A 23,656-nucleotide genomic window follows, 5' to 3' on the forward strand; every position below is an offset into this window, starting at 1 on the left:
GTTAGCTATCTTCTTCCGCGGGCGCTGGCTGGCCGGCGGCTTTGCGGCGCAGCACTTTGGTCAGCTTCCAGATCGTCGGGCTGTTCTTGACGAAGGCTTTCAGCCGCGCGCCTTGCCGAAGCGTCAGCGCCAGCATGCGGCCCTTCACGGTCAAGGGGACCAGCACTTCGAAATGCCGCGTTTCGATATCGCACCACAGCCGCTTGTAAGGCTCATCTCCGACGGAAAAGTCATAGACCTCGAAACCGGTCTCGCAGGCTTCCTGGATGTTGTCGAAGAACAGGAAGTCGCCAGGGCTGGCGTGCCCGAGATCGTCCTCGGCGATCGCTCCGAATTCGCAGATCAGGCGTTTGCCCAAGCGGCTTGAACCGGTGATCGCGCGCAGCTTGCCGGCAACCTCGAGCCCGTGCAGCACGAAGGAAGGCCTGTCCTCGGCAAGCGCCTGCATGAACAGCGCGCGGAAGAAGCCGCGTACCTGTGCGTCGCCAAAAACATTGGCGATGCCCATCTTGCGGAAGCGGAGTTCCTTCATCTCGAAGAAGGCGTCGAGCAGCCTGCCCACCTCGTCGGGGGTGCGGGCCCCGATGCGCCGATAGCTGCCTACGGCCTCGAATTTCCGGATCTGCGACCGGTGCTTCTTGCGTTTGCGTTTGCCGCTGGCGCGGGAAAGCAGCGCATCGAAGCCGCCGGCGAGATCGACGGCCAGCGACAGGTTGGGGCTGGAAAAATGCTCAAGCGATGCGAGCGGATTGGCGACGCCGTCGAGATCGGGCAGCAACCGCTCGAGCGCGACCAGATCGATGTCCGGGCGTGCCTTGGCGATGGCCGCCAGCACCGATCGGAGGGCCGGTATATCCGCTTTGGCCAGCCAGTTCGGGTCCGCGGCGACGAAGTTGCCGTTGGCGTGGCGCCCACCCATGAAGCGGGCGATCCGGAACGGCCCCCTGGCGGCAACCTCCAGCGCCAGCGAGAAAACCGGTTTGCCCTCGGCACTCAGCGTCGCGACGAGCAGGTCCGGTCGTGTCTCGGTCGCCCAGTTCTGGACCCAGGCAGCACTCTGCGCCGGCCCAAACAGGGCCGAGCGGCAGAACTCGGCATAGGCCGCGAGTCCGTCCGTGGACGCCACTGAAATCGACAGGCCGGCATGGTCCCGTGGCAAGGCGCGCGACGATGCCTCGGTGGCCGCAAGCCGATTGCCGTCAAATGACGCGGTTGCGTCAACCATACCTCAATCCTTAGGACGTATTGATCGCGATTTGGGGGTTCGCATAGGCGCATTCCGTGCTTGGATCAGCCTAGGCGCAAAAGGTGAATGAATGATCGACGGCGGGGAGGCAATCCGGAAACTGGCGCTGAACGTCGCCCGCTATACCGGCCTTGCACCGCTGGCCAAGCCGTTCATCGGTGGCATTGGCGCCATCCTGATGCTGCACCGTGTTACCGCGACGCCGGAACGGCCCGACAGCGTCAACCGGCATCTGAATATCGCGCCCGGCTTCCTTGACGCCATGATCGCGGACATGAAGGCGCATGGCTATGCCTTTGTTTCCATGGACGAAGCCGTTGAGCGCATCAAAGCAGGCGGCAAGGGCGGTCAGTTTGCCACGATCACCGCCGACGACGCCTATCGCGACAACATGACAGAGGCGCTGCCGGTGCTGGAGAAGCATGGCGCGCCAATCACCATCTATGTCGCGCCCGGGCTGATCAACGGCACCGCCGACCTGTGGTGGGATGTGGTCGAGGACATCGTCAACGCGCGTGATACCATGACGCTGACGCGGCCGAAGGGTCCGCTGACGATCGATTGCTCGACCCCCGCGAAGAAGCTGCAAGCCAATGCACGCCTGCACGCCTATCTCACCTCGGAAATCCGCGAGGAGGACCTGCAGGCCGTGTTGCGTGACCTGGCTCGCGCAAACGGCATCGACGCCGACGGCCCACGCTTGCGCACATTGATGAGCTGGGATGAAATCCGTCGCATCGCCGCGCATCCGCTGGTGACGATCGGCGCCCATACGATCAACCACAGCAATCTGAAGCGGCTCTCCGAAGCCGATGCCCGGCACGAGGTTGGCGCCGTGCGCGCCATGTTGCAGGCCGAACTGGGCGAAATGCCCCGCCATTTCGCTTATCCCTATGGCTATGCCAGCGCTGTCGGCTGCCGCGAAGTGGGCTTTGCCCGCGACGCAGGCTATACCTCCGCCGTGACGACGCGCCACGGCGTGCTGCGCGCCGAGCATGCCGGGTTCCTGCACGCCTTGCCGCGCATTTCCGTCAACGGCCGCTACCAGAGCCTCGCCCACATCCGCACCATGCTGTCGGGCGTGACGACGCCGCTCGCCAACGCCGGCAAGATGGTCGTCACCATCTGACGCTGGCGGTTTCGCCTAGCGCTTGGCCCTCGGCTCCAGCATCAGCCATTTGATGATGCCCATCGCCGGCAGCACCCAGAGCAGGCCGCTGAGCAGGAAGAACAGGAAATGCACCCACGGACCCGACTCCGAGAGCCGGGCGACCGCGAAGATCGATGCGACCAGCGCATAGACGATGACCAGCGCCACCAGCAGAAACATTCCGATCAGCTTTTTCAGGCGCAGGGGCATGGTTGGTCTCCTGATCGAGCATGCCGGAATTCGCACAGGCGGCCTGGCAGGCTCAAAGGGTATTGGCCTCGCATAGGCCTTGAGGCGAGACTGTGCAACCTGTGAGACGCGGCGCGACGGCGTGCCGCGCCGTATGGTCTTGCCAGCACGGGTGCGATGGTCCACCAATCCGCCAAATCAACCTGCCGGGACAAGATCATGGCTGCCATATCAGCTGCCGCGCCATACGTCGCCCGCGACCGCGACCTGCATCACCGGGCGCTGCTGCGCGGCTGGCTCTATGTGGTGCTTCTGGTGCTGTTTGCGCTGGTGCTGGTCGGCGGCGCCACAAGGCTCACCGATTCCGGCCTGTCGATTACGCAGTGGAAGCCGATCCATGGCGTGATCCCGCCGCTCAACGAGGCCGAGTGGCAAGAGGAATTCCAGCTCTATCAGCAGATCCCGCAATATGCCGAGCTCAACAAGGGCATGAGCATCGAGGCGTTCAAGTCGATCTTCTGGTGGGAATGGGCGCACCGCATCCTGGCGCGCAGCGTCGGCCTGGTCTTTGCCCTGCCGCTGCTGTTCTTCTGGGCGACGCGCCGCATCGAACGCGGCCTGGGAGCGAAGCTGGTGGGCATTCTGCTGCTTGGCGGCCTGCAAGGCGCCATCGGCTGGTGGATGGTGGCCTCCGGCCTGGTCGACCGCGTCTCCGTCAGCCAATACCGGCTGGCCACCCACCTGACACTCGCCGCGCTGATCTTCACCGCCACCATGGTGGTCGCGCGCGGACTGGCGCCGCATTCCGAACCCGCCGCCGATCGGTCGACGCAGAGGCTGGCCGGGTCCATCGTGCTGCTGGCGCTGATCCAGATCTATCTCGGCGGCCTGGTCGCCGGGCTCGATGCGGGCCTGAGCTACAACACCTGGCCGTTGATGGACGGCAAGATCATCCCTGGCGATCTGCTGATCCTCGAGCCGGCGTGGCGCAACTTCTTCGAGAGTCCGAAGACGGTGCAGTTCATCCATCGGCTCGGCGCCTACACGGTTTTCGCCGTGGCCTTGTGGCACATGATCGCCACGCGCCGGCGGCTGCCTGAAACAACGCATGCGCGGCGCGCGACGCTGCTGTTTCTACTGGTGCTGGTCCAAGCTTCGATCGGCATCGGCACGCTGCTGATGCATGTGCCGCTGCATTTGGCGCTGACCCATCAGGGATTTGCGCTCATCGTCCTGGGGTTTGCAGCCGCCCATTGGCGCGGCACCAAGGGTGCTTATCCCTTGCCGGCGGGAATAGCGCTCAGGGGCTGATCCCGAGCTGGTCTACCGGGTCCGGATCAGAAGCCTGCCCGCACCGCCCGGATCGCCTCGGCGATCGACAATTCGCGGCTCTCCTCGACAGCATTGTCGTCTTCATGGTGCCAGGATGCCGACAGGCACCCATAGGCAATGGCATGATCGAGGATAGCGGCCGGTGTCTGGCCCAGAGTGTTGGCAAAAATCCCGGCCATATCTGCGATCCGCTCAGGGTCGAGGCACAGATCGTCCCGGCCGAGCGGGTTGTAGAGCATGTTCGCGGCGTCGAAGCCGGGGTCGCCGAGAACGCCCTTCGGATCGATAGCCAGCCAGCCGCGCGGTCCGTGCAGGATATTCTCGTGATGCAGATCGCCATGCAGGGGCCTGATATCGTGCGGATCGGCCAGCAGCCGGTCGGCAATAGTGGCGGCCTCGACATAGAGGCTCTCATGGCCGGCGTCGCGATCGGCATTTGCCTTGTTGAACAGGCTGGCGAACCGTTCCCTCAGCGGCTGAAGTTCGGGCGGGAAGGGGTCTTTCCCCTGTGACAACAGCTTCGCCATCACCTCGGCCGCGATTACGGTCGCTACAAAGTCGCCCTGTTCGTCGAGAACTTGCTGAAGCAGCGTTTCACCGGCATATTCCAGCAGCATGCTGTGGCCGTCGCGGCCGAGCAGGCGCACCGCGCCTTCGCCGCGCCGCCAGGCGAGATAATGCTCGCCGCGCAACTCGTCGGCGACATCGTCGAAAGGCTTGAGCGCCTTGACGATCGCCGGCGAGCCGTCTTCGCGCAAAACCTTCCAGATGCGGCTCGAAAAGGTCTCGGCAATGAGTTCGGGCGCGCTGACTTTCCAGCGCGCCGGAAAGGCTGGCGTGTCCATCAGAGGCCGAGCATCAGGTCCATGTTCTGCACGGCGGCACCGGAGGCACCCTTGCCGAGATTGTCATAGACCGCCAGCAGCAGGGCCTGCGCCCGTTTGTCATTGGCAAAGACATAGACCTTCATCCGGTTGGTGCCGTTGTAGACCTCGGGATTGATCTCCGGCATGCGCTCCGAATGCGCATAGGGCGCCACTTCGACCACGCCGCCCTTGATGGCGGCGAAATGGTCGGCAATCGCCGCATGCAGCTCCGCACCGGTCGGCACATGGTCGAGGCCGCCAAGCTGCAACGGCACGACGGTGATCATGCCTTGCGCGAAATTGCCGACCGCCGGCTGCATGATCGGATCATGCGACAGCCTGGCATAGGCCCTCAATTCCGGCACGTGCTTGTGCTGAAGCGTGAGGCCGTAGGGCAGGAATTCCGAGGCTTCCTCGCCCTTGGCGACATAGTCCTCGATCATCGGCCGTCCGCCGCCCGAATAGCCCGAAATGCCGTTGACGGTGATCGGGAAATCCGCCGGCAGCAGGCCTGACGTGACCAGCGGCCGTAGCGTGGCGATCGGTCCCTGCGGCCAGCAGCCTGGGTTGGCGACGCGTTTTGCCGAGGCGATCGCCTTTGCCTGGTCCTTGTCCATCTCGGCGAAACCATACGCCCAGCCTTCCGCCACGCGATGCGCGGTCGACGCATCGATGACCTTGGTGGTGTCGTTGGCGATCAGCGAGACGCTTTCCTTCGCCGCGTCGTCAGGCAGGCACAGGATCGCGACATCGGCGGCGTTGAGAAACTCGGCGCGCGCCGCGGTTTCCTTGCGGCGTTCGGTCGGGATGGAAATGATCTCCAGATCACTGCGCTCGGCAAGCAGCGCCCTGATCTGCAGGCCGGTGGTGCCGTGTTCGCCGTCGATGAAGATTTTCGGTTTCATGGGTTGATCAAATTCCCTGATATTTCAAGATTATATGCCCTGACCTTGAATCACTGCGGCACCATTGTGGTTGCCGTTGTTCAACTCTTCAAGCCGGGCCTTTCGCTCAGCCAGCAGGCCGAGATATTGCATGGCCACCATCGAGCCGGCGATCGCCGTTATATCGGCGTGATCATAGGCCGGCGCAACCTCTACGACGTCGGCACCGACAATATCGATCTGGTTGAGTTGGCGCAGCGTCGACAGGATCTTCGCCGAGGACGGCCCGCCGGCAACTGGCGTGCCTGTGCCAGGCGCGTAGGCCGGATCGAGGCAGTCGATGTCGAAGGTGAGGTAGGTCTTCTTGCCGCCGGTGCGGTCGACGATGGCGTAGGCGATATCGGACGCCCGCATCTCCTCGATTTCATGGCCATGGAGGATCTTGATGCCGAACGTGTCGGGTGCATGGGTGCGGATGCCGATCTGGATCGAGCGGTCGGGGTCGATGATGCCTTCCTTGACGGCACGGCCGACGAAGGATCCGTGGTCGATGCGCTTGCCGTCGTCCGGCCAGGTGTCCTGATGGGCGTCGAACTGCACCAAGGCGAGCGGACCATGGATGGCGGCATGCGCCTTGAGCAGCGGCCAGGTGACGAAATGATCGCCGCCGAGCGTCAGCAGGAAGGCGCCGGACTTCAGGATCTTGGCCGCTTCACGTTCGATCGTGCCGGGTGTCTTCTGGTGATTGCCCGAATCGAGCAGGCAATCGCCATAGTCGACCACCGCCAGATGCTCGAACAAATCGCGTGAGAACGGATATTGCGGGTCGTTATCGAGGATCGCCGAGGCGCGGCGGATCGCCTGCGGCCCGAAGCGGGCGCCCGGCCGGTTGGTGACGGCGGCATCGAAGGGAATACCCCACACCACCGCGTCCGCGCCCTTCACGTCTTTTGTGTATTTGCGGCGCATGAACGACAGCGCGCCGGAATAGGTCGGCTCGAACGCGGCGCCCGTTTTGGAACGGGCGGTGAAGGCGTTGTCGATGTTGTTGTTCGCCATTACGGATCCTCGTTTTTCATCGGGGTGCAACAACTACAGAACCGGCACGGAAGATGCCAGTCACAGCTTGGCGAGACGGAATGGCGCTGCCCGAGTGCCACGGCAAGACAGGATTGTATCATCATGACGCAGACCGCGTTTCTCAACCCCACCCGTGTCGTGGCGTCGGCCCGCACCGGCACGGTCGCCGGCGAACGCTTCCTGGTGCTCGATTCGTGGCGCGGCATCTGCGCGCTTCTGGTGGCGCTGTTTCACTTTCCGACCGCTTCGACGATTTCGCAAAGCGCCTTCATCGGTTCGTCCTACCTGTTCGTCGATTTCTTCTTCGTCCTTTCCGGTTTCGTCATCGCCAGCAGCTACGGCGATCGGCTGAACCAGCCGGAACAGGTCGCGCGCTTCGCACTGGTCCGTTTCGGCCGCATCTACCCGCTGCATCTGCTCATGCTTGCCGCCTTCGCCGGCTTCGAGTTGCTGCGGCTGATGCTGCCGCAATTGCACGGCACCGGGGCTGCCCCCTTCAGCGGAGGCTTCGACCTCGGCAGCCTGCTTGCCAATCTTGTTCTGCTCCAGGGTGTCGGTTTCGAGGATCAATTGACCTGGAATGCGCCAAGCTGGAGCATTTCGGCCGAGTTCTTCGCCTATCTCTTGTTTGCCGGCGTGGTCTTCGTCGCCGGCGCGCGCGCCTGGATATGGTTCGTCGCTGCCGCGGTCACCGCGCCGTTGTTCCTGCTCGGCTTCTCGACTCATCATATGGATGTGTCCTTCGATTTCGGCTTCATCCGCTGCCTGTACGGCTTCTCGCTCGGCGCCTTGCTGGCCTGGTTTCAGCATGATTCCATTGCAGGGGCGCGACAGGCCCTCGTGAGGAGCGGCCCGCGGATGGACTGGACCCTTGCCGAAATCGTCATGGTGACCGTCATCGTGCTTTTCGTCTCGCTGGCGGGCGGCAATGATTTCGGCATCGCGGCACCCCTGGTGTTCGCGCTGGCGCTGTTCCTGTTCGCCCATGAGGGCGGCTGGATCAGTGCCTTGCTGAGAACCCCGTTCATGTTGACGCTCGGCGCGCTGTCTTACTCCATCTACATGGTGCACATCTTCGTCCAGGCGCGCATGATCAACGTCGCCGGGCTTGTCGAGCGCAAGCTCGGCCTCGGCCTGATGGGCGATTTCATGCTGCGCGGCCAGCCTGCCACCGGCTTCGGCGCCGGCTGGACCGGAGCATTGGCGATCGTCGTCATGCTCGCGGCCACCATTGCCGCCTCCTGGATCACCTGGCGTTTTGTCGAGATGCCGGCCATGGCGTGGTTCCGCCGGCTCTCGAAACGCATCTGACGCGCACTCCCCGCGAACAACCGCTAGCCGGCTTCGTTCACCTGGATGTCACGAGGGTCGCCTATGCCGATCTGGATCCGGCAAGGAGCGATTCTCGATGCGGACCATCTGGCTGAGCCTTCTGTTTTCCTCGGCACTTGCGGCCTTTTCTGGCCAGTCATTGGCCGGCGAGACCCGCGCCAGGCAGATTCTTGATCGCTTCGAGCACGCCAACCAGTGGCGCGACCACATCATGGTGGTCGCGCATCGCGCCGGCAGCATGCAGGCGGGCAAGACGCTCTACGCGGAAAATTCGATTGCCGCCGTGGAGGGGTCGATCGCCATGGGCGCAGAAATCGTCGAGGTCGATATCAGGCGCTCGAAGGACGGTGAGTTCGTCGTCATGCATGACAGCTGGCTCGACCGCACCACCACCTGCAAGGGCGAGGTGGTCAAATACACCCTGGCCGAACTGAAGACCTGCAGGCTGGTGGTCGAAGGCACCGGTGCGGTGACGGGTGAAACAGTCTCGACGCTGCGCGAGATGCTGATGGCGACCAGGGACAGGATCCTCATCAACCTCGACAACAAGCTCGACGTCGGCGACCTCTCGGGCATGATCGCGGTGGCTCGCGATCTCGGCATGGCCGAGCAGGTCATCGTCAAGGAGAATTTGTGGAACCAGGACAGGATCACCATGGTCAAGGCCGCAATGGCCGCCATCGGCGACGGCTTCGAGTTCATGCCGATCATCGCCGATGATGCGGTGCGTGATGCCGGCTTCGCCCGGACGGTCGGCCATGCCTTTTCGCCGCGCGCAATCGAGCTGATCAACTGGCGGGCAGGCGCCGAGACGCTGACCGAGACCGGCGGGCCGTTGTTCAGCACGCGCATGCGCGCGGCCGCGGTCAGGGGCAACTGGCATATCTGGGCCGACACCTACGCCATCGCTGGCAAGCCGGGCGGCTTCCTCGCTGGCGGCCGCGGCGACGAACTGGCGGTGCAGGCCAGCCTGCCGCGCGAAGTCTGGGGTTTTTGGGCCGATCGCGGCGCCACAATCATCCAGACGGACGAGCCGAAGGCAGCCATCGTATGGCTGACGGCGAATGGTTTTCGCGTGCCTTATACAGATGGGGAGCGGCCGGTTGAGCCGGCGAATACGGCGAGTATCAATTGAGGCTCGCCGCTGGAACAGCGATCTCCCCCCTTGAGGGGGAGATGGCCGGCAGGCCAGAGGGGGTCGCCGCGCACAGAGCGCCAACCTTCATCTGCCGCAGGAGGTCGCGCCCGGTCGTGCCGACCCCCTCTGTCGCCTTTGGCGACATCTCCCCCTCAAGGGGGGAGATTGGCTAGCTTCAAGCCGCTATCGCCATCCCATCCAACTCCTGAAGCACATCATCCGAAAGCTCCAGTTCGGCAGCAGCGAGGTTTTCCCGCAAATGTCCGACCGACGATGTGCCGGGAATCAGCAAGATGTTGGGCGCGCGGCGCAGCAGCCAGGCGAGCGCAATCTGCATTGGCGTGGCGCCGAGGCGCGTTGCGACGTCCGACAGGGTGGAGGATTGCAGCGGGTTGAAGCCGCCGAGCGGGAAGAACGGCACATAGGCAATGCCGTTGCGGGCAAGGTCGTCGATCAGGGCGTCGTCGCCGCGATGCGCAAGATTGTACTGATTCTGCACGCAGACGATCTCGGCGATACGGCGCCCTTCGGCGATCTGCGCCGGCGTCACGTTGCTCAGCCCGATATGCCTGACCAAACCTTTTTGCTGAAGCCCGGCCAGGACGGTGAGTGGCGCTTCGATCGATCCCTCGGCGGGGCCATGGGTATCGAACATGATGCGCAGGTTGACGACGTCGAGCACATCGAGCCCAAGATTGCTTAGATTGTCGTGCACCGCCTGGGTCAGCGCCTCGGGAGAGAAAGCCGGCAGCCAGGAGCCATCGGGCCCCCGCCGCGCGCCGATCTTGGTGACGATGACGAGATCGTCGGGGTAGGGTGCCAGTGCTTCGCGGATCAGCCGGTTGGTGACGTGCGGGCCGTAGAAGTCGCTGGTATCGATATGGTCGATCCCCTGCGCAATCGCCTCGCGCAGCACGGCCAGTGCCGCGTCATGGTCCTTGGGCGGCCCGAACACGCCGGGCCCGGCGAGCTGCATGGCACCGTATCCGAGCCGCTTCACGGTATGACTGCCAAGCTTGAAGGTGGCGGGGGCGAAGGTGCCGGATTGTTGGATATTGGACATGATTGATCTCCTTTGAGGAGGCAGAGATAGGCGCTGCCCAACCTCGTGATAATCCGGTACAATCCACACAGGCCGTGCGGAATGGCGAACAATGATGGACCTCAGTGACCTGAACGCCTTCGTGGCGGTGGCGCGCGCCGGCGGTTTTCGCGATGGCGCGCGTGCGAGCGGCGGCAGCGCCTCCGGCTTGAGTGAGGCGGTGCGTCGCCTGGAAGTGCAGCTCGGTGTCAGGTTGTTCAATCGCACGACGCGCAGCGTTGTACCCACCGAGGCGGGCCTTAGCCTTCTGGAGCGGCTCGGCCCGGCGCTGTCGGAGGTGGAGGCGGCGCTGGACGTGGTGAACGGCTTTCGCGACAGGCCGGCGGGCTCGCTGCGTCTCAATGTGCCGGTCAGCGCCGCGCGGTTGATCTTGCCCGATATCGTGCCGGGTTTCCTCGCCGCCTATCCCGGCATCCGTCTGGAAGTGATCGCCGATGAGAACTTTGTCGATGTGCTGGCGGCCGGGTGTGACGCCGGCATCCGCTATGACGAGCGGCTGGAGCAGGACATGATCGCGGTGCCGATCGGACCGCGCGTGCAGCGCTTCGCCACCGCTGCCAGCCCTGCCTATCTTGCTCGTCATGGGCGGCCGCAACACCCGAGCGACCTGCTTGGCCACTCTTGCGTGCGCGGGCGCTTTGCCAGCGGTGCGATGCTGCCTTGGGAGTTCGAGCGCGACGGTGAGGTGGTGCGGGTCGATCCGACAGGGCCGCTGATCGTGCGGATCGGCGGCGCGACCGATCTTGCCGTCGATGCGGCCATCGCCGGCACCGGCATCATCGGCCTCTTCGAGGGCTGGCTTCGCCCCCACTTCGAAAGCGGCGCGCTTGAGCCCATTCTCGAACCGTGGTGGCCGAGTTTTCCCGGACCGTTCCTCTATTATCCCGGCCGGCGGCTGGTGCCGGCCCCGCTGCGGGCGTTCATCGACTATATCAAGGGCGGCAAGGCCTGACCTGTTTATGCCGGCGCCTTCACCCCAACCGGCGCTACGCGCCGACCTCCCCATCGAGGGGAGGTAGGGCGTCGCGCTCTTCTACCTCCCCTTAATGGGGAGGTCGCGCAGGCGCGGGTGGGGTGACTGCCGAGCCGCAAACAAAAAGGCCGCCCGGGAGGCGGCCTTTTCGATTGTCTGAAGCTGCGAAGTGCTTAGCGCTTCGAGAACTGGAACGAACGACGGGCTTTCGCCTTGCCGTACTTCTTGCGCTCGACGACGCGGCTGTCGCGGGTCAGGAAGCCGCCCTTCTTGAGCACGGCGCGCAGCGTCGGCTCGTAATAGGTCAGCGCCTTGGAGATGCCGTGACGCACGGCGCCAGCCTGGCCGGAGAGACCGCCGCCGACAACGGTCGCGACGATGTCGTACTGGCCGGCGCGGTTGGAGGCGATGATCGGCTGGTTGAGGATCATCTGCAGGACCGGACGCGCGAAATAGGTCGCGAATTCCTTGTCGTTGACGATGATCTTGCCGGAACCCGGCTTCACCCAGACGCGCGCAATGGCGTTCTTGCGCTTGCCGGTGGCATAGGCGCGGCCCGACTTGTCGAGCTTCTGGACGTGGACGGGGGCTGCCGGCTGGGTATTGGTGTTGCCGGTGGCGGCGCCCAGTTCTGCGAGCGAGGAAAGCTCAGCCATCTTATGCGACCTTCTTGTTCTTGGCGTTCAGCTTGGCCACGTCGAGCACGACGGGCTGCTGTGCGACATGCGGATGCTCGGCACCTGCATAGACGCGCAGGTTCTTCATCTGGCGACGACCGAGCGGGCCACGTGGGACCATGCGCTCAACGGCCTTCTCGACGACACGCTCGGGGAAACGACCCTCGAGCAGCTGGCGCGCGGTGCGCTCCTTGATGCCGCCTGGGTGGCCGGTGTGCCAGTAATAGACCTTGTCGGTGAACTTCTTGCCGGTGAACACCACCTTGTCGGCATTGATGACAATGACGTTGTCGCCGTCGTCGACATGCGGGGTGAAGGTCGGCTTGTGCTTGCCGCGAAGATGATTGGCGATGACAGTGGCCAGACGACCGACGACGAGACCTTCGGCGTCGATCAGGATCCACTTCTTCACCACATCCGCAGGCTTCTGCGAAAAGGTTGTCATGTTTTCTGCTCTCGGTTCTGACCTTCATAAGAGAAGGCGTTTCTTGTTGCTTGGATTGTCGGAAGGACGCTGCCCGCCGCCAATAACAAAACGGCGGCCTTTGCGGGCCGCTGCTTCGTGAGGGCTTATAGGCGAGGGTGGTGATCCCGTCAAGGCGCGCGAGAAAGCGGACGGCGAGCAAAGATCATTGAAAACAATACTTTAAGTGAAAGGTATTATTTTACCACACTGATCTTGCGCGCCGCTGACCAGCTCAGTCCGGAACCAAGACCAAATAGCTACCTTCGGCGAGCGCTGTCCGTACGTCGGGGAGTGCGGCAATCGCTTCGCGGCCGGACGGCTCGGGAAGGGGCATATCTTCCGCCCACAATTGCGATGCTTTAACTGCATTCGGTACGATGTCTTCCGCCCCGTCCGCAGCCGAAAAGCAGCCGGGAATGTCTGGAAAGCGGATACCGAATGCGCTGTCGGGATCTTTGTCGACCAAGGCGAAAATAGTTCTTCATTGCGGTTTCCTTACCGCTTCGGCGGGATCGAATAGGTGCCGGTGGCGTGCGCCACCGTGTGCCCGTCCGGGCCGGCAACGATATCGATGTCGAACACCATCAGGCTCTTCCCCAGCTTCAGGATGCGGCAGTGGCCGTCGATCGGTCCGGCCTCTGCCTTGCGCACGAAATTGATGTCGAGGTTGACGGTAACGGAAAGCGCATCCGGCCCGGCATGGCTGAGCACACAGACGTAGCCGCCAATGTCGGCCAGCGTGAACAGCGAAGGGCCGGACACCGTGCCGCCCGGACGCAAGTGCCGCTCGCCGGCGTTGAGCCGCACGGTGCAGCCGCCGGGGAACACGTCGATCGCCTCGAAATATTTGAACTGCTCGTTGAGCTGCGGATAGACGGTCTCCATCAGCGCATTGACTTGTTGCGCGGTCAGAACCGGCTTCAAATTGGTTTGGGCGGGCATGTCGGTCTCTCGTTTTGGCCGACCTGTATGGGCGCGGCGCGGCATTTCTGACAACCTTCGTCCCATGGCGCAAGCGATCGGTGTTGGACGAAACCTGATCCGGTATTAGATACTCTGGCAGCCCCAGGCGGAATCGCGGAGACCTTATCCATGGCCGAAATCCTTGCCATCAAGCCTGCCGCCGTTGAAGGGCCGGTTGTTGCACAACTGGACAAGGGCGTGCTGCGCCTGACGCTCGCCAATCCGCCCGCCAACGCGCTGTCGCTGGCGGTGATGGCGGCGCTGACGGCCGAACTCGAGCGCGCCAAGGCCGACAAGGCCGTTCGCGGCATCGTTTTGTCGGCGGCCGGCAAGGTGTTCTGCGCCGGCCATGATCTCAAGGAAATGACGGCGCACCGCACTGACGCCGATCATGGCAAGGCCTTCTTCGCAGAGACGTTTGCCGCTTGTGCGACGCTGATGCAGGCCATCGTGCGCCATCCCGTGCCTGTGATCGCCGAGGTTGACGGCCTTGCCACCGCCGCCGGGCTGCAACTGGTCGCCAGCTGCGATCTGGCGATCGCTTCGCATGAGGCGACCTTCTGCACGCCGGGCGTCAATATCGGGCTGTTTTGCTCGACGCCGATGGTGGCGCTGTCGCGCAACGTTTCGCGCAAGCATGCCATGGAGATGCTGCTGACCGGAGAGACGATCGATGCGGCGACCGCCAAGGAGTTCGGCCTGGTCAACCGCGTCGTGCCGCGCGAATACCTGAATCAGATCGTCACCAAATACGCGCAAACCATTGCTTCCAAATCATCTTTGGTGGTCAAGACCGGCAAGGAAGCCTTTTACGCCCAGGCTGAAATGGGCCTCGCGGACGCCTATGCCTATACCGGCCGGATCATGGTCGAGAACATGCTTGCGCGCGACGCGGAGGAGGGCATCGGCGCCTTCATCGGCAAGCGCAAGCCGGAATGGAAGGACGAGTAAGGAGAACGTCATGGAACCGCGCATCTCCATCATCACCATTGCTACCGATGATCTCGACCGCGCCGTGCGCTTCTACGAAGAGATGGGCTTGAAGCGGCATGCCGGCATCACCGATGGGGTCGCCTTCTTCCAGATGGGCGGCGTCATCCTCGGCCTGTTCCCGCGCGCCAGCGCAGAAGAGGATTCCGGCATCGCCTTCGCCGCGGCGCCATCGGCGGTCTACCTCGCCTACAACACCCGTTCCGACGCCGAAGTCGACGACGTGCTCGCCAGGGCGGAAAAAGCCGGCGGCCGCATCGTCAAGCCGGCCGGCCGGGCCTTTTGGGGCGGCTGGTACGGCTATTTCGCCGACGCCGACGGGCATGTCTGGGAAGTGGCGCACAATCCTGCCTTTCCGATCGCGGAAGACGGCACGATTTCGCTACCTGGCTGATGGCCCATCGCAAGCAGCTGACGCGGCTAAAGGCTCCCTATCTGAAGCGCATCCTGCTCGACGCCGAGCGCGTGGCGGACTGGGAGAAATATCCCTGGAACCTGCCGCTGTTTCGCGGCCATGAGTTCGAACTCGAATTCGCCACGCCGATCACCATCATTGTCGGCGAGAACGGCACCGGCAAATCGACGCTGCTCGAGGCGATCGGCGCACTGGCCGGCTATGACGAAGCCGGCGGCGGCAAGGGATATATGCCAGTCGACCATTCCAGCGCTATCGACAAGAGTGGTGCTGCGTTGGCCAACGCATTCCGTGGTCACTGGCTGCCGAAAGTCACCGCCGGCTGGTTCTTTCGCGCCGAATCCTTCTACTCCGTGGCCCGCTATCTCGATCAGGCAGCGCTGGAGTCTGGCGGGGCGCCGCCGGACTTCCTGTCCTGGTCGCATGGCGAGGGCTTTATCCGATTTTTCGAGGAGCGCTGCCGCAGGCAAGGCATCTACATCCTCGACGAACCCGAGAGCGCACTGTCGCCGACGCGACAGATCGAGCTGCTCAAGATGCTGCGGCGCATGGACCAGTCGGGCACCGCGCAAGTGATCATGGCGACGCATTCGCCGCTGCTGATGGCTTGTCCCGGCGCGCGGCTGTTCCGCATCAGCCGCTTCGGGCTCGACCCGACCGATTTCAGCGATACCGATCATTTTCGCATGATGCGCGACTTCTGTACCGATCCGCAGGCGTTCATGGAGGAAGCGCTGCGGGAGGATGACGCGTGAGCGCCGGCGACGATGATCTCAACTGGCGCGTCGAGCAGGCATGCCGCGAAGGCTGGCCGGCGGCGACCGGGGCGGTCTTTGATGGCTGGCTCCTGCGGCGCTCCGGCGGACGGATCCGGCGCACCAATTCGGCCAATCCCTTGCGCGGCCAGCGTGGCGCGCCGGATGCTGTCATCGGCGCCGCCGAGTCCTTCTACATCGGCCACGGCCAGACGCCCTTGTTTCGGGTTCCCGACATCGCCGGCGAGCTCGAAGCCATACTCGACCATCGCGGATACCAGCCGGAAGGCGGTACGATCCATCTCCATGCCGGGATCGGCGACCTGGCTGAAGTCCGCGATGAGCAGGTCACCGTTTCGAAAGTGCCGGGCGAGGACTGGCTCGCGGCGCGGTTCCGCATGGGGACCTTTGACGACGCCGAGTGCCGCATCTTTCGCGAGATGACCGGGCTGATCGTCGGCGACCGGGCGTTCGTATCCTGTGAACGCGACAGCGAAATTGCCGCCTTGGCCTATGGCGTCATCCGCAATGGCCTGCTTGTGGTGGAATCGGTTGAAACCGATGGCCGTTTCAGGCAGCAAGGTCTGGGCCGCAAGACTGTCGGCGGCCTCATCGGCTGGGCGCGGCGGGCAGGGGTTCACGCCGCATGCTTGCAGGTGGTGGTCGACAACACGCCGGCTCGCGCTCTCTATGCCTCGCTTGGGTTCAGCCGTGAACTTTACCGATACCACTACCGCAGGAAGCCGCATGAACCACGATAGCTACGACAACACCTACATCGCCGGCATCCTCAATTCGGTGAAGACCATCGCCATGGTCGGCGCGTCCGCCAACGATGTGCGGCCAAGCTATTTCGTGCTGAAATATCTGCTGGCCAAGGGATTTTCGGTGTTTCCGATCAATCCTGGCCAGGCCGGCAAGGAGATCCTCGGCCGGATGACCTATGCGAGGCTCGCCGATATTCCCGAGCCGATCGACATGGTCGATGTCTTTCGCGCGCCGGCGGCGGTGCCCGGCATCGTCGACGAGGCGTTGCGGCTCGATCCCTTGCCGAAAGTCATCTGGATGCAGCTTGGCGTTCGCCATGACGAGGCCGCCGCGCGCGCCGAGGCCGCCGGCATCAAGGTGGTGATGAACCGCTGCCCCAAGATCGAATACGGCAAGCTGTCCGGCGAGATCGGCTGGACCGGCGTCAATTCCGGTGTGCTGTCGTCGAAGAAGCCGCTGATGCGGTCGGGATTCCAGAGTTTTGGCGTGCGCCAGAAGTAGGACACGTCGCTAAAAGTGCGCGGCGGTTTTGGGATAACGACGTGCACCAAAAGCAAGGCCTGATGCGCAATGCGCCTTGGGCGCAAAATTATTCCTTAGACCAGTGCATTTTCTCGGGCCTCGGCCGCAGATCGTTCGCCGAAGGGCATTTTCTTCTTTGCATTCGCGCTCATGCTTCGCCAAGAATGCCCGGCGATTTCAAGAGTTTCAAAAGGGAGGTTTTCAGTGACCCGCACGCCAGGTTTCAACACGCTCGCCGTCCATGCCGGTGCCAAGCCCGATCCGGCGACCGGCGCGCGTGCCACGCCGATCTACCAGACGACCTCCTTCGTCTTCGACGATGCCGACCATGCCGCGTCGCTGTTCGGGCTGAAGGCCTTCGGCAACATCTACACCCGCATCATGAATCCGACGCAGGCGGTGCTGGAAGAGCGCATGGCGGCCCTCGAAGGTGGCACGGCGGCACTCGCGGTCGCTTCCGGCCACGCCGCGCAGGTGATCGTGTTCCACAATCTGATGCAGCCGGGCGACAATTTCGTTGCCGCCAACAAGCTTTATGGCGGTTCGATCAACCAGTTCGGCCATGCCTTCAAGAATTATGGCTGGGAGGTGCGCTGGGCCGACACCAACGACATCTCGACCTTCGAGAGCCAGATCGACGACAGGACCAAGGCGATCTTCATCGAAAGCCTGGCCAATCCGGGCGGCACTTTCGTCGACATCGAGAAGATTGGCGACATCGCGCGCAAGCATGGCCTGCCGCTGATCGTCGACAACACGCTGGCTTCGCCCTACCTGATCCGGCCGATCGAGCATGGCGCCGACATCGTCGTCCATTCGCTGACCAAGTTCATCGGCGGCCACGGCAATTCGATCGGTGGCGCCATCGTCGACGGCGGCACCTTCGACTGGTCGAAGTCGGGCAAATACCCGATGCTGTCGGAACCGCGCCCCGAATATGGCGGTCTTGTCCTGCACGAAACCTTCGGCAATTTCGCCTTCGCCATTGCCGCGCGCGTGCTCGGCCTGCGCGATCTCGGCCCGGCGATCTCGCCGTTCAACGCCTTCCTCATCTTGACCGGCCTGGAAACCCTGCCGCTGCGCATGCAGCGCCATTGCGACAATGCCGTCACCGTTGCCGCCTGGCTGTCCAACCATCCCAAGGTCGCGTCGGTGAACTATCCAGGCCTGCCGACTGACAAGAACAATGCGCTGCAGAAGAAATACTCGCCGCAGGGCGCCGGTGCCGTGTTCACCTTCGCTCTCAAGGGCGGCTATGACGCCGGCGTGAAATTTGTCGAGGCGCTCGACCTGTTCTCGCACCTGGCCAATGTCGGCGACACCAAGTCGCTGGTCATCCACCCGGCTTCAACCACGCACCGCCAGCTTTCCGACGAGCAGAAGGTCAAGGCCGGCGCAGGACCGGACACGGTGCGGCTTTCCATCGGCATCGAGGACGTCAACGACATCGTCGCCGACCTCGAACAGGCGCTAGCCAAGGTCTGACCGATCATGAGCGAGTCAAAATTCCTTGCCATCGGCGTCGACACTGTCGACGCCGAACAGGGCGCGCCGACGCCGGATCGGCTGATCTCGGGCGATCCCAAATTCCGCACCTGGAATGTCGAGGAGCGCGACGGCGGCCTTTACGCCGGCATCTGGGAATCGACCCCGGGCAAATGGCGCATCGTCTATGACGAATGGGAGTTCTGCCACATCCTGTCCGGCCTGTCGGTGATCGCGGAAGACGGCGGGCAGGCACGCACCGTCAAGGCCGGCGACAGCTTCGTGCTCAGGCCCGGCTTCAAAGGCAGCTGGGAAGTGCTTGAAACGACTCGCAAGGAGTATGTGATCAAGCTCTGATGCATGTCGCCCAAAGTGGCCCGGTTTTGGGAGAACGACATGCATAGAAACAAGGGCCTAAAGCGCGTCGCGTTTTAGGCATCGACGCTGATCAGACGATGCGATCGATATCGCTGTCCGAGAATCCGTAACGCGCCATCATCCGCCGGTGCCAGTCGCTGCCCACCAATTCATCGAGGCAAGCATCGATGCGCCGGAGCAGGGCTGAATTGCCTTTGGCGATCGCGAAGGCACCGGCCGCCGGCTGCTTTTCAATCGGGGGAACCTCGACGAGCCCAAGCGGCATATCGGGCCGCCGGGTCAGATAGCCTCGGTGCGCCATCGCAACGCTGGCGTAGGCGTGCACCGCGCCGCTGGCCACTGCGTCCGCCGCATCCGCCTGCGTTGCAAACGTCCTGACCTGCTCGGATGCGATTCCGTTGTGCAACGCCGTAAGATGCTGAACCTGATCGGTCATGACACCAATCAACGCTGTCCGGTCCTCGGCAATGGATTGGTAGCCGCGAAAGCCACGCGGATTGTGTTTCGCGACCAGCAACCCGTCCTGCAGCGCCCAGATCGGCCGTGTAAAGTCGACAAGCTGCCTGCGCTCTTCGGAGACGAACAGGCCGGTCGTCATGGTCCAACGGCCCTCGACCAATCCCGGCAGCAGTTCAGCGAATTCGGTTTCGATCGGCTTAAAGCTCGCCAATCCGAGCATGTCACCGAGCCTGCGCGCAAGCTCGACGTCACAGCCTGAGACCTCGCCCAATGCACCTGCAAAGCAGAATGGCGGCTCTTCCAGGAAGGCGAATTTCAATTCAGTCATGTCAGGCAAGCCGGCGCCATCCTATTTCCCCGGGACAGTCTGAGGTAGCCCCGGCTTGTGGCCGTCAGAGGCCGACGGCGAGCGTTTCCAGCCCATGGAAGTGGTAAGTGTCGCGGAAGCGCGCCTCTTCGGCAAGATGCAGCTTCGGATGCCGTTCGAACAAGGTTTTCAGCGACACCTGCAATTCGAGCCGGGCGAGCGGCGCGCCGATGCAGAAATGGATACCGGCGCCGAAGGAGACGTTCTTCTGGTCGGCACGGTCGGGCCGGAAGGCGAGGGGATCGGCGAAGGCGCGTGGGTCATGATTGGCCATGCCCAGCAGCAGCCCGATCGTCTGGCCCGGCTGCACGACGATGCCGGGCGCGACCTCGATCTCCTGATAGGCATAGCGCGCGAACATGTGCAGCGGCGCGTCGAAGCGCAGGCATTCCTCGACCGTTGCCGCGGTCGCCTCGGGCGAACCGAAGAAGCGGCTGACATCGCCGCCTTGCAAAAGGATCGAGCGGACGGCATTGCCGGTCTGATGCACGGTCGCTTCATGGCCGGCATTGAGCAGCAGGATCGCCGAGGACACCATCTCGTCCTCCGACAGCCTCTCACCGTCCTCCTGCGCCGAGATCAGCAGCGACAACAGGTCGTCGCCGGGATCTCGGCGTCGCTCGGTGACGTAGCCACGGAGGAAATCCGCAAATTCGCGGGCGGCGCGGTTGGCCGTCTCCTCGATCGCGCGTGTGCGGCCATGCATGTACATGGCGACCATCTGGTGCGACCAGTCGAGCAGTTGCGGCCCCATTTCGACCGGGACGCCGAGCATTTCGGCAATGATGGTGATCGGCAAGGGCGCCGCGAAAGCAGGCAACAGGTCGACCGTCTTGCCTGGTTCGAAACGGTCGATCAACTCGTTGGCCAAAGCCTCGACACGCGGCCGCAGCCGTTCGACCTGGCGCGAGACGAAGGCCCGGTTGACCAGTGTTCTCAGCCGCGTGTGCACCGGCGGCTCCAGTTCCAGCATCGAATTGGCTTCGACGCCGTCGAAGGCCCTGAGATGGCTGCGATCCTGTCCAATGCCGCGGCTGTCTGGAATGCCGGCCGGGTTCTGGCGGCCGAAGCGGCGATCGCGCAGCAGCCGGTTGACGTCGTCGAAACCGCCAAAGCACCAGAAGCCGAATTCTTCCCAGAAGAATGCATTCGATACGCCGTGCAGGAAAGCATAGGCATCATAAGGGTTTTGGAAAAAAGCCGGCTCGTGCGGGTCAAGCCGCAGATGTCGAGTGGTTGGATCAAAGGCCAGGGCGGGAAGCGTCAATTTGCTCATGCCAGACCAATAGCGCGGCTTGCCAGCCTGGTTCCAGACCGTATGTTGGCGCCCGCAATCCAATACGTTGAGCCAGCCGACCGGCTGCGGAAAGTCTGATTTGATGAAGGTGATCGTTGTCGGCGCGGGTATTGCCGGTCTCTCGACGGCGTGGTCGCTGGTCAAGGCCGGCCACAGCGTTTCGATCGTCGAGCAAGGGCCGATCCCAAACCCGATGGCCGCGTCGGGCGACCATCATCGCATCATCCGCCGCGCCTACCGCGCGGGGACCGGCTATGGCCGGCTGATCACCGAAGCCTACCAGGCCTGGGACGAGATGTGGGCCGATCTCGGCGAAAGCCACCTCGATCCCAGAGGATTTGTCTGCATTTCGCGCGAGCCGGGCGACGAGGCCGAGGAATATCGCGAGGGCCTGGAAGAAGGCAATTTTCCGTTCGAATTGCTGGAGCCGGATGCAGCCGTGAAGCGCTGGCCGTTCCTGGAAGCCGGGTCGTTCCGCTACGCCTATTTCTCAACCGAAGGCGGCGCCCTGCATTGCCGCAAGATCGCGTCCGGCCTGGCAAAGTGGCTGCGCGCCAACGGCGCCAATGTCTACGAAAATAGCAAGGTCGTCGAAGTCGACGCCGAAGCCGGCCACATCGTGCTCGAAAGCGGTGAGACCATGCAGGCCGACCGCATCGTTGTCGCCGCCGGCGCCTGGGTGCTGAAACTGTTTCCGGAGCTGGACGGCGAGCTGAAGACCTATCGAACCGCACTTGCCTATGTCGAACCGCCCGCCGATCTCGAGGCGGCCTGGCAGGCGGCACCGGTCGTCCTCGATGTCGGCGGCGCGATCGACGGCTATGTGATCCCGCCCTCCGGCGGCGCCGGCATGAAATTCGGGTCCGGGCGGCACAGGGTGCCGACCAGCGACGCCGATTGGAACCGTCAGCCGGTGGCGGGGGAGGGCGAGGCGATCCGCAACCTGTTTTCGCCGCCGATCGACCGCATCGAGGACTATCGTGTGACCGAGGTCGTCACCTGCGCCTACACTTTCACATCAGACGAAAAATTCATGGCGCATGAAAAGGGCAAATGCCTTGTTGTCTCGGCATGCTCCGGTCACGGCTACAAGTTCGGCGCGGCGGTCGGCAGGCGCGTTGCCGCTGCTGTCGGCGATGGGGATATTGCCGGCTTGAAGGCATGGCTGCGGGCGGAGGTCGCCTGAGCGCCGCCGGGGGTGACCTAATTCTGGCAATGCCTGGGAATATGCACCCGCCGCCAGCCCGATGAACCCTCGCGAACCAGCACACGACGCGCGACGGTCTGGTAGGAGGCGGGAACATCGATGATGCGCCTTTGCTCCGGCCGCACCAGCACCTCCTGGGCGATCCTGTCGTATTGTGCGGGGATGACCACGCGCCGCGTGCGTTCGGGCCGGATCACCACGGTTTTGGCAACACGTTCGTAGCGCGCCTTGTGCCAGACCTTGCACAGCACCTTGCGGCCATGGATGACGCGCCATTCCCAGGAATAGCCGCCGCCATCGATCCGGACCGTGCGGTAGACGGTGCGGGTGACGGCCGGCACGATCTGGTAGGTCACTTGCGCCGGAACGGTCATCACGACGCGCTCGCGCGTGCCATAGATGGGGGCGATATAGTCGACCTGCTGACCGGGCGGACTGATCATCACGTCTTCATAGACCGTGTCGTAGACGGCCGGACTGCGGACCGGCTCATAACATTCGACGGCGCGGCCGCCGGCCGCCGTCTGCGAAATCGTGCCGAGCATGGTCAGGCCGGCGATGGTGAAGCATGCGGTTTTCCCGGGCATGACACTTCCCCTGTTGAACTCTACGCATAAGTTCAACGTTGAATTGTAGAGGAAGCCGTCTCGGAAAAAAGCGGTTTCGGCGCATTTCGTTAAGTGACGCGGTTAAGAAACTGCTACCTTGCGCGGCCGGCCATGCGGCTCCGGACCCGCGGAAGCATCCGCCGGCCCGAATCCTTGGTCAGAAAGCTTGATTCGACTTACCCAGATGGCTAGGAGGGGTCGGCCTTGCACAAGGATGAGCCGGCATCCTATTTACGGAATAACGATCCAGAACCGATTCTGCCCGATCTGCCGGCATTCCCGGCGCCGGAATCCCACCGCGAGATAAGAGATATCTGATGAAGAACCCCGTCGAAACCTACATGAACCTCGTTCCGATGGTGGTCGAACAGACCAATCGCGGCGAGCGGGCCTACGACATTTTCTCGCGCCTCCTCAAGGAGCGCATCATTTTCATCACCGGTCCGGTCGAGGACGGCATGGCGACGCTGGTCTGCGCGCAGCTTTTGTTCCTCGAAGCCGAGAATCCGAAGAAGGAAATCAACCTCTACATCAATTCGCCGGGCGGCGTCGTCACCTCGGGCATGGCGATCTACGACACCATGCAGTTCATCAAGCCGGCCGTGTCGACGCTCTGCATCGGCCAGGCGGCTTCGATGGGTTCGCTGCTCCTGACCGCAGGTCACAAGGACATGCGCTTTGCCACGCCGAACGCCCGCATCATGGTTCACCAGCCTTCCGGCGGCTTCCAGGGCCAGGCGTCCGACATCGAGCGCCATGCCCTGGATATCATCAAGCTGAAGCGTCGCCTCAACGAGGTCTACGTCAAGCACACCGGCAAGAGCTACGAAGAGATCGAGAAAACGCTCGACCGCGACCATTTCATGACCGCCGACGAAGCCAAGGATTTCGGCCTCATCGACAAGGTCATTTCGTCGCGCGAGGCGGCCGAAGGGGCGCTGGCATAAAGGCAAGTTGGCAGTTGGATGGCACCATCACGCGCTTTTGGCGCGTCTTGCGGCATTTCG

The 23,656-nt window shown here is 63.3% G+C and carries 27 protein-coding genes; 14 read left to right on the top strand and 13 right to left on the bottom strand.

Annotation, left to right across the window (positions count from 1 at the left end):
• Position 1 precedes the first annotated feature (1 nt).
• Positions 2 to 1,225, bottom strand: coding sequence for a GNAT family N-acetyltransferase (locus NP945_RS28945; RefSeq protein WP_256748223.1), 1,224 nt, complete (start codon positions 1,223 to 1,225; stop codon positions 2 to 4).
• Between the two features lie 91 nt (positions 1,226 to 1,316).
• Here NP945_RS28945 and NP945_RS28950 point away from each other — a divergent pair, with 91 nt between their 5' ends.
• On the top strand, positions 1,317 to 2,375 hold the full coding sequence (locus NP945_RS28950) for a polysaccharide deacetylase family protein (protein ID WP_256748224.1): 1,059 nt from the start codon (positions 1,317 to 1,319) through the stop codon (positions 2,373 to 2,375).
• A 15-nt stretch (positions 2,376 to 2,390) separates the two neighbouring features.
• On the opposite strand, the gene NP945_RS28955 is transcribed toward NP945_RS28950, so the two are convergent.
• Positions 2,391 to 2,606: a DUF2842 domain-containing protein gene (locus NP945_RS28955; protein WP_023810263.1), complete on the bottom strand. Its 216-nt coding sequence runs from the start codon at positions 2,604 to 2,606 to the stop codon at positions 2,391 to 2,393.
• 198 nt (positions 2,607 to 2,804) lie between these two features.
• Here NP945_RS28955 and NP945_RS28960 point away from each other — a divergent pair, with 198 nt between their 5' ends.
• Complete coding sequence (locus tag NP945_RS28960) at positions 2,805 to 3,896, top strand: COX15/CtaA family protein (RefSeq protein ID WP_256748225.1); 1,092 nt, start codon at positions 2,805 to 2,807, stop codon at positions 3,894 to 3,896.
• A gap of 26 nt (positions 3,897 to 3,922) precedes the next feature.
• Here NP945_RS28960 and NP945_RS28965 read toward each other — a convergent pair whose 3' ends face one another.
• From NP945_RS28965 to speB, 3 genes are read right to left on the bottom strand one after another with little or no spacing between them, the layout of a single operon-like run.
• On the bottom strand, positions 3,923 to 4,765 hold the full coding sequence (locus NP945_RS28965) for an aminoglycoside phosphotransferase family protein (RefSeq protein ID WP_256748277.1): 843 nt from the start codon (positions 4,763 to 4,765) through the stop codon (positions 3,923 to 3,925).
• Positions 4,762 to 5,688 carry an N-acetyl-gamma-glutamyl-phosphate reductase gene (argC, locus tag NP945_RS28970; protein WP_127329685.1) on the bottom strand — a complete coding sequence of 309 codons (927 nt, stop codon included), beginning with the start codon at positions 5,686 to 5,688 and terminating at the stop codon, positions 4,762 to 4,764. The genes NP945_RS28965 and argC overlap by 4 nt, the downstream gene beginning before the upstream one ends.
• Positions 5,689 to 5,718: 30 nt before the next feature.
• Positions 5,719 to 6,726: an agmatinase gene (speB, locus tag NP945_RS28975; protein ID WP_023810267.1), complete on the bottom strand. Its 1,008-nt coding sequence runs from the start codon at positions 6,724 to 6,726 to the stop codon at positions 5,719 to 5,721.
• 123 nt (positions 6,727 to 6,849) lie between these two features.
• On the opposite strand from speB, the gene NP945_RS28980 reads away from it, so the two are divergent.
• Positions 6,850 to 8,058 carry an acyltransferase gene (locus NP945_RS28980; protein ID WP_256748226.1) on the top strand — a complete coding sequence of 403 codons (1,209 nt, stop codon included), beginning with the start codon at positions 6,850 to 6,852 and terminating at the stop codon, positions 8,056 to 8,058.
• A gap of 97 nt (positions 8,059 to 8,155) precedes the next feature.
• Positions 8,156 to 9,214 (top strand): glycerophosphodiester phosphodiesterase family protein, encoded by a 1,059-nt coding sequence (locus tag NP945_RS28985; protein WP_256748227.1) that lies wholly within the window; start codon positions 8,156 to 8,158, stop codon positions 9,212 to 9,214.
• 178 nt (positions 9,215 to 9,392) lie between these two features.
• Here the strand turns inward: NP945_RS28985 and NP945_RS28990 are convergent, their stop codons facing one another.
• Positions 9,393 to 10,280 carry an aldo/keto reductase family oxidoreductase gene (locus NP945_RS28990; protein ID WP_256748228.1) on the bottom strand — a complete coding sequence of 296 codons (888 nt, stop codon included), beginning with the start codon at positions 10,278 to 10,280 and terminating at the stop codon, positions 9,393 to 9,395.
• 91 nt (positions 10,281 to 10,371) lie between these two features.
• On the opposite strand from NP945_RS28990, the gene NP945_RS28995 reads away from it, so the two are divergent.
• Positions 10,372 to 11,271 carry a LysR family transcriptional regulator gene (locus NP945_RS28995; RefSeq protein WP_256748229.1) on the top strand — a complete coding sequence of 300 codons (900 nt, stop codon included), beginning with the start codon at positions 10,372 to 10,374 and terminating at the stop codon, positions 11,269 to 11,271.
• 194 nt (positions 11,272 to 11,465) lie between these two features.
• Here the strand turns inward: NP945_RS28995 and rpsI are convergent, their stop codons facing one another.
• The 4 genes from rpsI to NP945_RS29015 form a co-directional block, all read right to left on the bottom strand.
• Positions 11,466 to 11,948, bottom strand: coding sequence for a 30S ribosomal protein S9 (gene rpsI / locus NP945_RS29000; protein ID WP_023810272.1), 483 nt, complete (start codon positions 11,946 to 11,948; stop codon positions 11,466 to 11,468).
• 1 nt (position 11,949) lies between these two features.
• Positions 11,950 to 12,414, bottom strand: a complete 465-nt coding sequence (rplM, locus tag NP945_RS29005; protein WP_013532205.1) for a 50S ribosomal protein L13 — start codon at positions 12,412 to 12,414, stop codon at positions 11,950 to 11,952.
• 253 nt (positions 12,415 to 12,667) lie between these two features.
• A complete protein-coding gene (locus NP945_RS29010; RefSeq protein WP_256748230.1) occupies positions 12,668 to 12,901 on the bottom strand; it encodes a type II toxin-antitoxin system HicB family antitoxin in 234 nt (77 codons plus the stop codon).
• A gap of 29 nt (positions 12,902 to 12,930) precedes the next feature.
• Entirely contained in the window at positions 12,931 to 13,377 is a 447-nt protein-coding gene (locus NP945_RS29015; RefSeq protein ID WP_128308861.1) for a PaaI family thioesterase, read from the bottom strand.
• Positions 13,378 to 13,527: 150 nt separating this feature from the next.
• Between NP945_RS29015 and NP945_RS29020 the strand changes: the two genes are divergently transcribed.
• The 7 genes from NP945_RS29020 to NP945_RS29050 all read left to right on the top strand — a co-directional run bounded on the left by NP945_RS29020 (position 13,528) and on the right by NP945_RS29050 (position 18,690).
• Positions 13,528 to 14,349, top strand: coding sequence for an enoyl-CoA hydratase (locus tag NP945_RS29020; RefSeq protein WP_256748231.1), 822 nt, complete (start codon positions 13,528 to 13,530; stop codon positions 14,347 to 14,349).
• Between the two features lie 10 nt (positions 14,350 to 14,359).
• Positions 14,360 to 14,782, top strand: coding sequence for a VOC family protein (locus tag NP945_RS29025; RefSeq protein WP_127322812.1), 423 nt, complete (start codon positions 14,360 to 14,362; stop codon positions 14,780 to 14,782).
• Positions 14,782 to 15,558, top strand: a complete 777-nt coding sequence (locus NP945_RS29030; protein WP_256748232.1) for an AAA family ATPase — start codon at positions 14,782 to 14,784, stop codon at positions 15,556 to 15,558. Before NP945_RS29025 ends, NP945_RS29030 begins: the two co-directional genes overlap by 1 nt.
• Complete coding sequence (locus tag NP945_RS32060) at positions 15,555 to 16,319, top strand: GNAT family N-acetyltransferase (protein ID WP_256748233.1); 765 nt, start codon at positions 15,555 to 15,557, stop codon at positions 16,317 to 16,319. The genes NP945_RS29030 and NP945_RS32060 overlap by 4 nt, the downstream gene beginning before the upstream one ends.
• A complete protein-coding gene (locus tag NP945_RS29040) occupies positions 16,306 to 16,827 on the top strand; it encodes a CoA-binding protein (protein WP_127269926.1) in 522 nt (173 codons plus the stop codon). The genes NP945_RS32060 and NP945_RS29040 overlap by 14 nt, the downstream gene beginning before the upstream one ends.
• Positions 16,828 to 17,052: 225 nt before the next feature.
• Positions 17,053 to 18,333, top strand: a complete 1,281-nt coding sequence (locus tag NP945_RS29045) for an O-acetylhomoserine aminocarboxypropyltransferase (protein WP_256748234.1) — start codon at positions 17,053 to 17,055, stop codon at positions 18,331 to 18,333.
• A 6-nt stretch (positions 18,334 to 18,339) separates the two neighbouring features.
• Positions 18,340 to 18,690, top strand: coding sequence for a cupin domain-containing protein (locus tag NP945_RS29050; RefSeq protein ID WP_256748235.1), 351 nt, complete (start codon positions 18,340 to 18,342; stop codon positions 18,688 to 18,690).
• A gap of 91 nt (positions 18,691 to 18,781) precedes the next feature.
• Here NP945_RS29050 and NP945_RS29055 read toward each other — a convergent pair whose 3' ends face one another.
• Both NP945_RS29055 and NP945_RS29060 read right to left on the bottom strand, forming a co-directional pair.
• Positions 18,782 to 19,498, bottom strand: a complete 717-nt coding sequence (locus NP945_RS29055) for a transporter substrate-binding domain-containing protein (protein ID WP_256748236.1) — start codon at positions 19,496 to 19,498, stop codon at positions 18,782 to 18,784.
• A 64-nt stretch (positions 19,499 to 19,562) separates the two neighbouring features.
• A complete protein-coding gene (locus tag NP945_RS29060) occupies positions 19,563 to 20,813 on the bottom strand; it encodes a cytochrome P450 (protein ID WP_256748237.1) in 1,251 nt (416 codons plus the stop codon).
• Positions 20,814 to 20,916: 103 nt separating this feature from the next.
• On the opposite strand from NP945_RS29060, the gene NP945_RS29065 reads away from it, so the two are divergent.
• On the top strand, positions 20,917 to 22,020 hold the full coding sequence (locus NP945_RS29065; RefSeq protein ID WP_127269906.1) for an FAD-binding oxidoreductase: 1,104 nt from the start codon (positions 20,917 to 20,919) through the stop codon (positions 22,018 to 22,020).
• Between the two features lie 17 nt (positions 22,021 to 22,037).
• Here the strand turns inward: NP945_RS29065 and NP945_RS29070 are convergent, their stop codons facing one another.
• Positions 22,038 to 22,628: a hypothetical protein gene (locus NP945_RS29070; protein ID WP_256748238.1), complete on the bottom strand. Its 591-nt coding sequence runs from the start codon at positions 22,626 to 22,628 to the stop codon at positions 22,038 to 22,040.
• Positions 22,629 to 22,966: 338 nt separating this feature from the next.
• Here NP945_RS29070 and clpP point away from each other — a divergent pair, with 338 nt between their 5' ends.
• A complete protein-coding gene (gene clpP / locus NP945_RS29075; protein WP_013532191.1) occupies positions 22,967 to 23,596 on the top strand; it encodes an ATP-dependent Clp endopeptidase proteolytic subunit ClpP in 630 nt (209 codons plus the stop codon).
• Positions 23,597 to 23,656: the final 60 nt, after the last annotated feature.

The sequence above is a fragment of the Mesorhizobium sp. LMG17149 genome (assembly GCF_024518695.1).
In the GTDB taxonomy this organism is placed as follows: Bacteria; Pseudomonadota; Alphaproteobacteria; order Rhizobiales; family Rhizobiaceae; genus Mesorhizobium.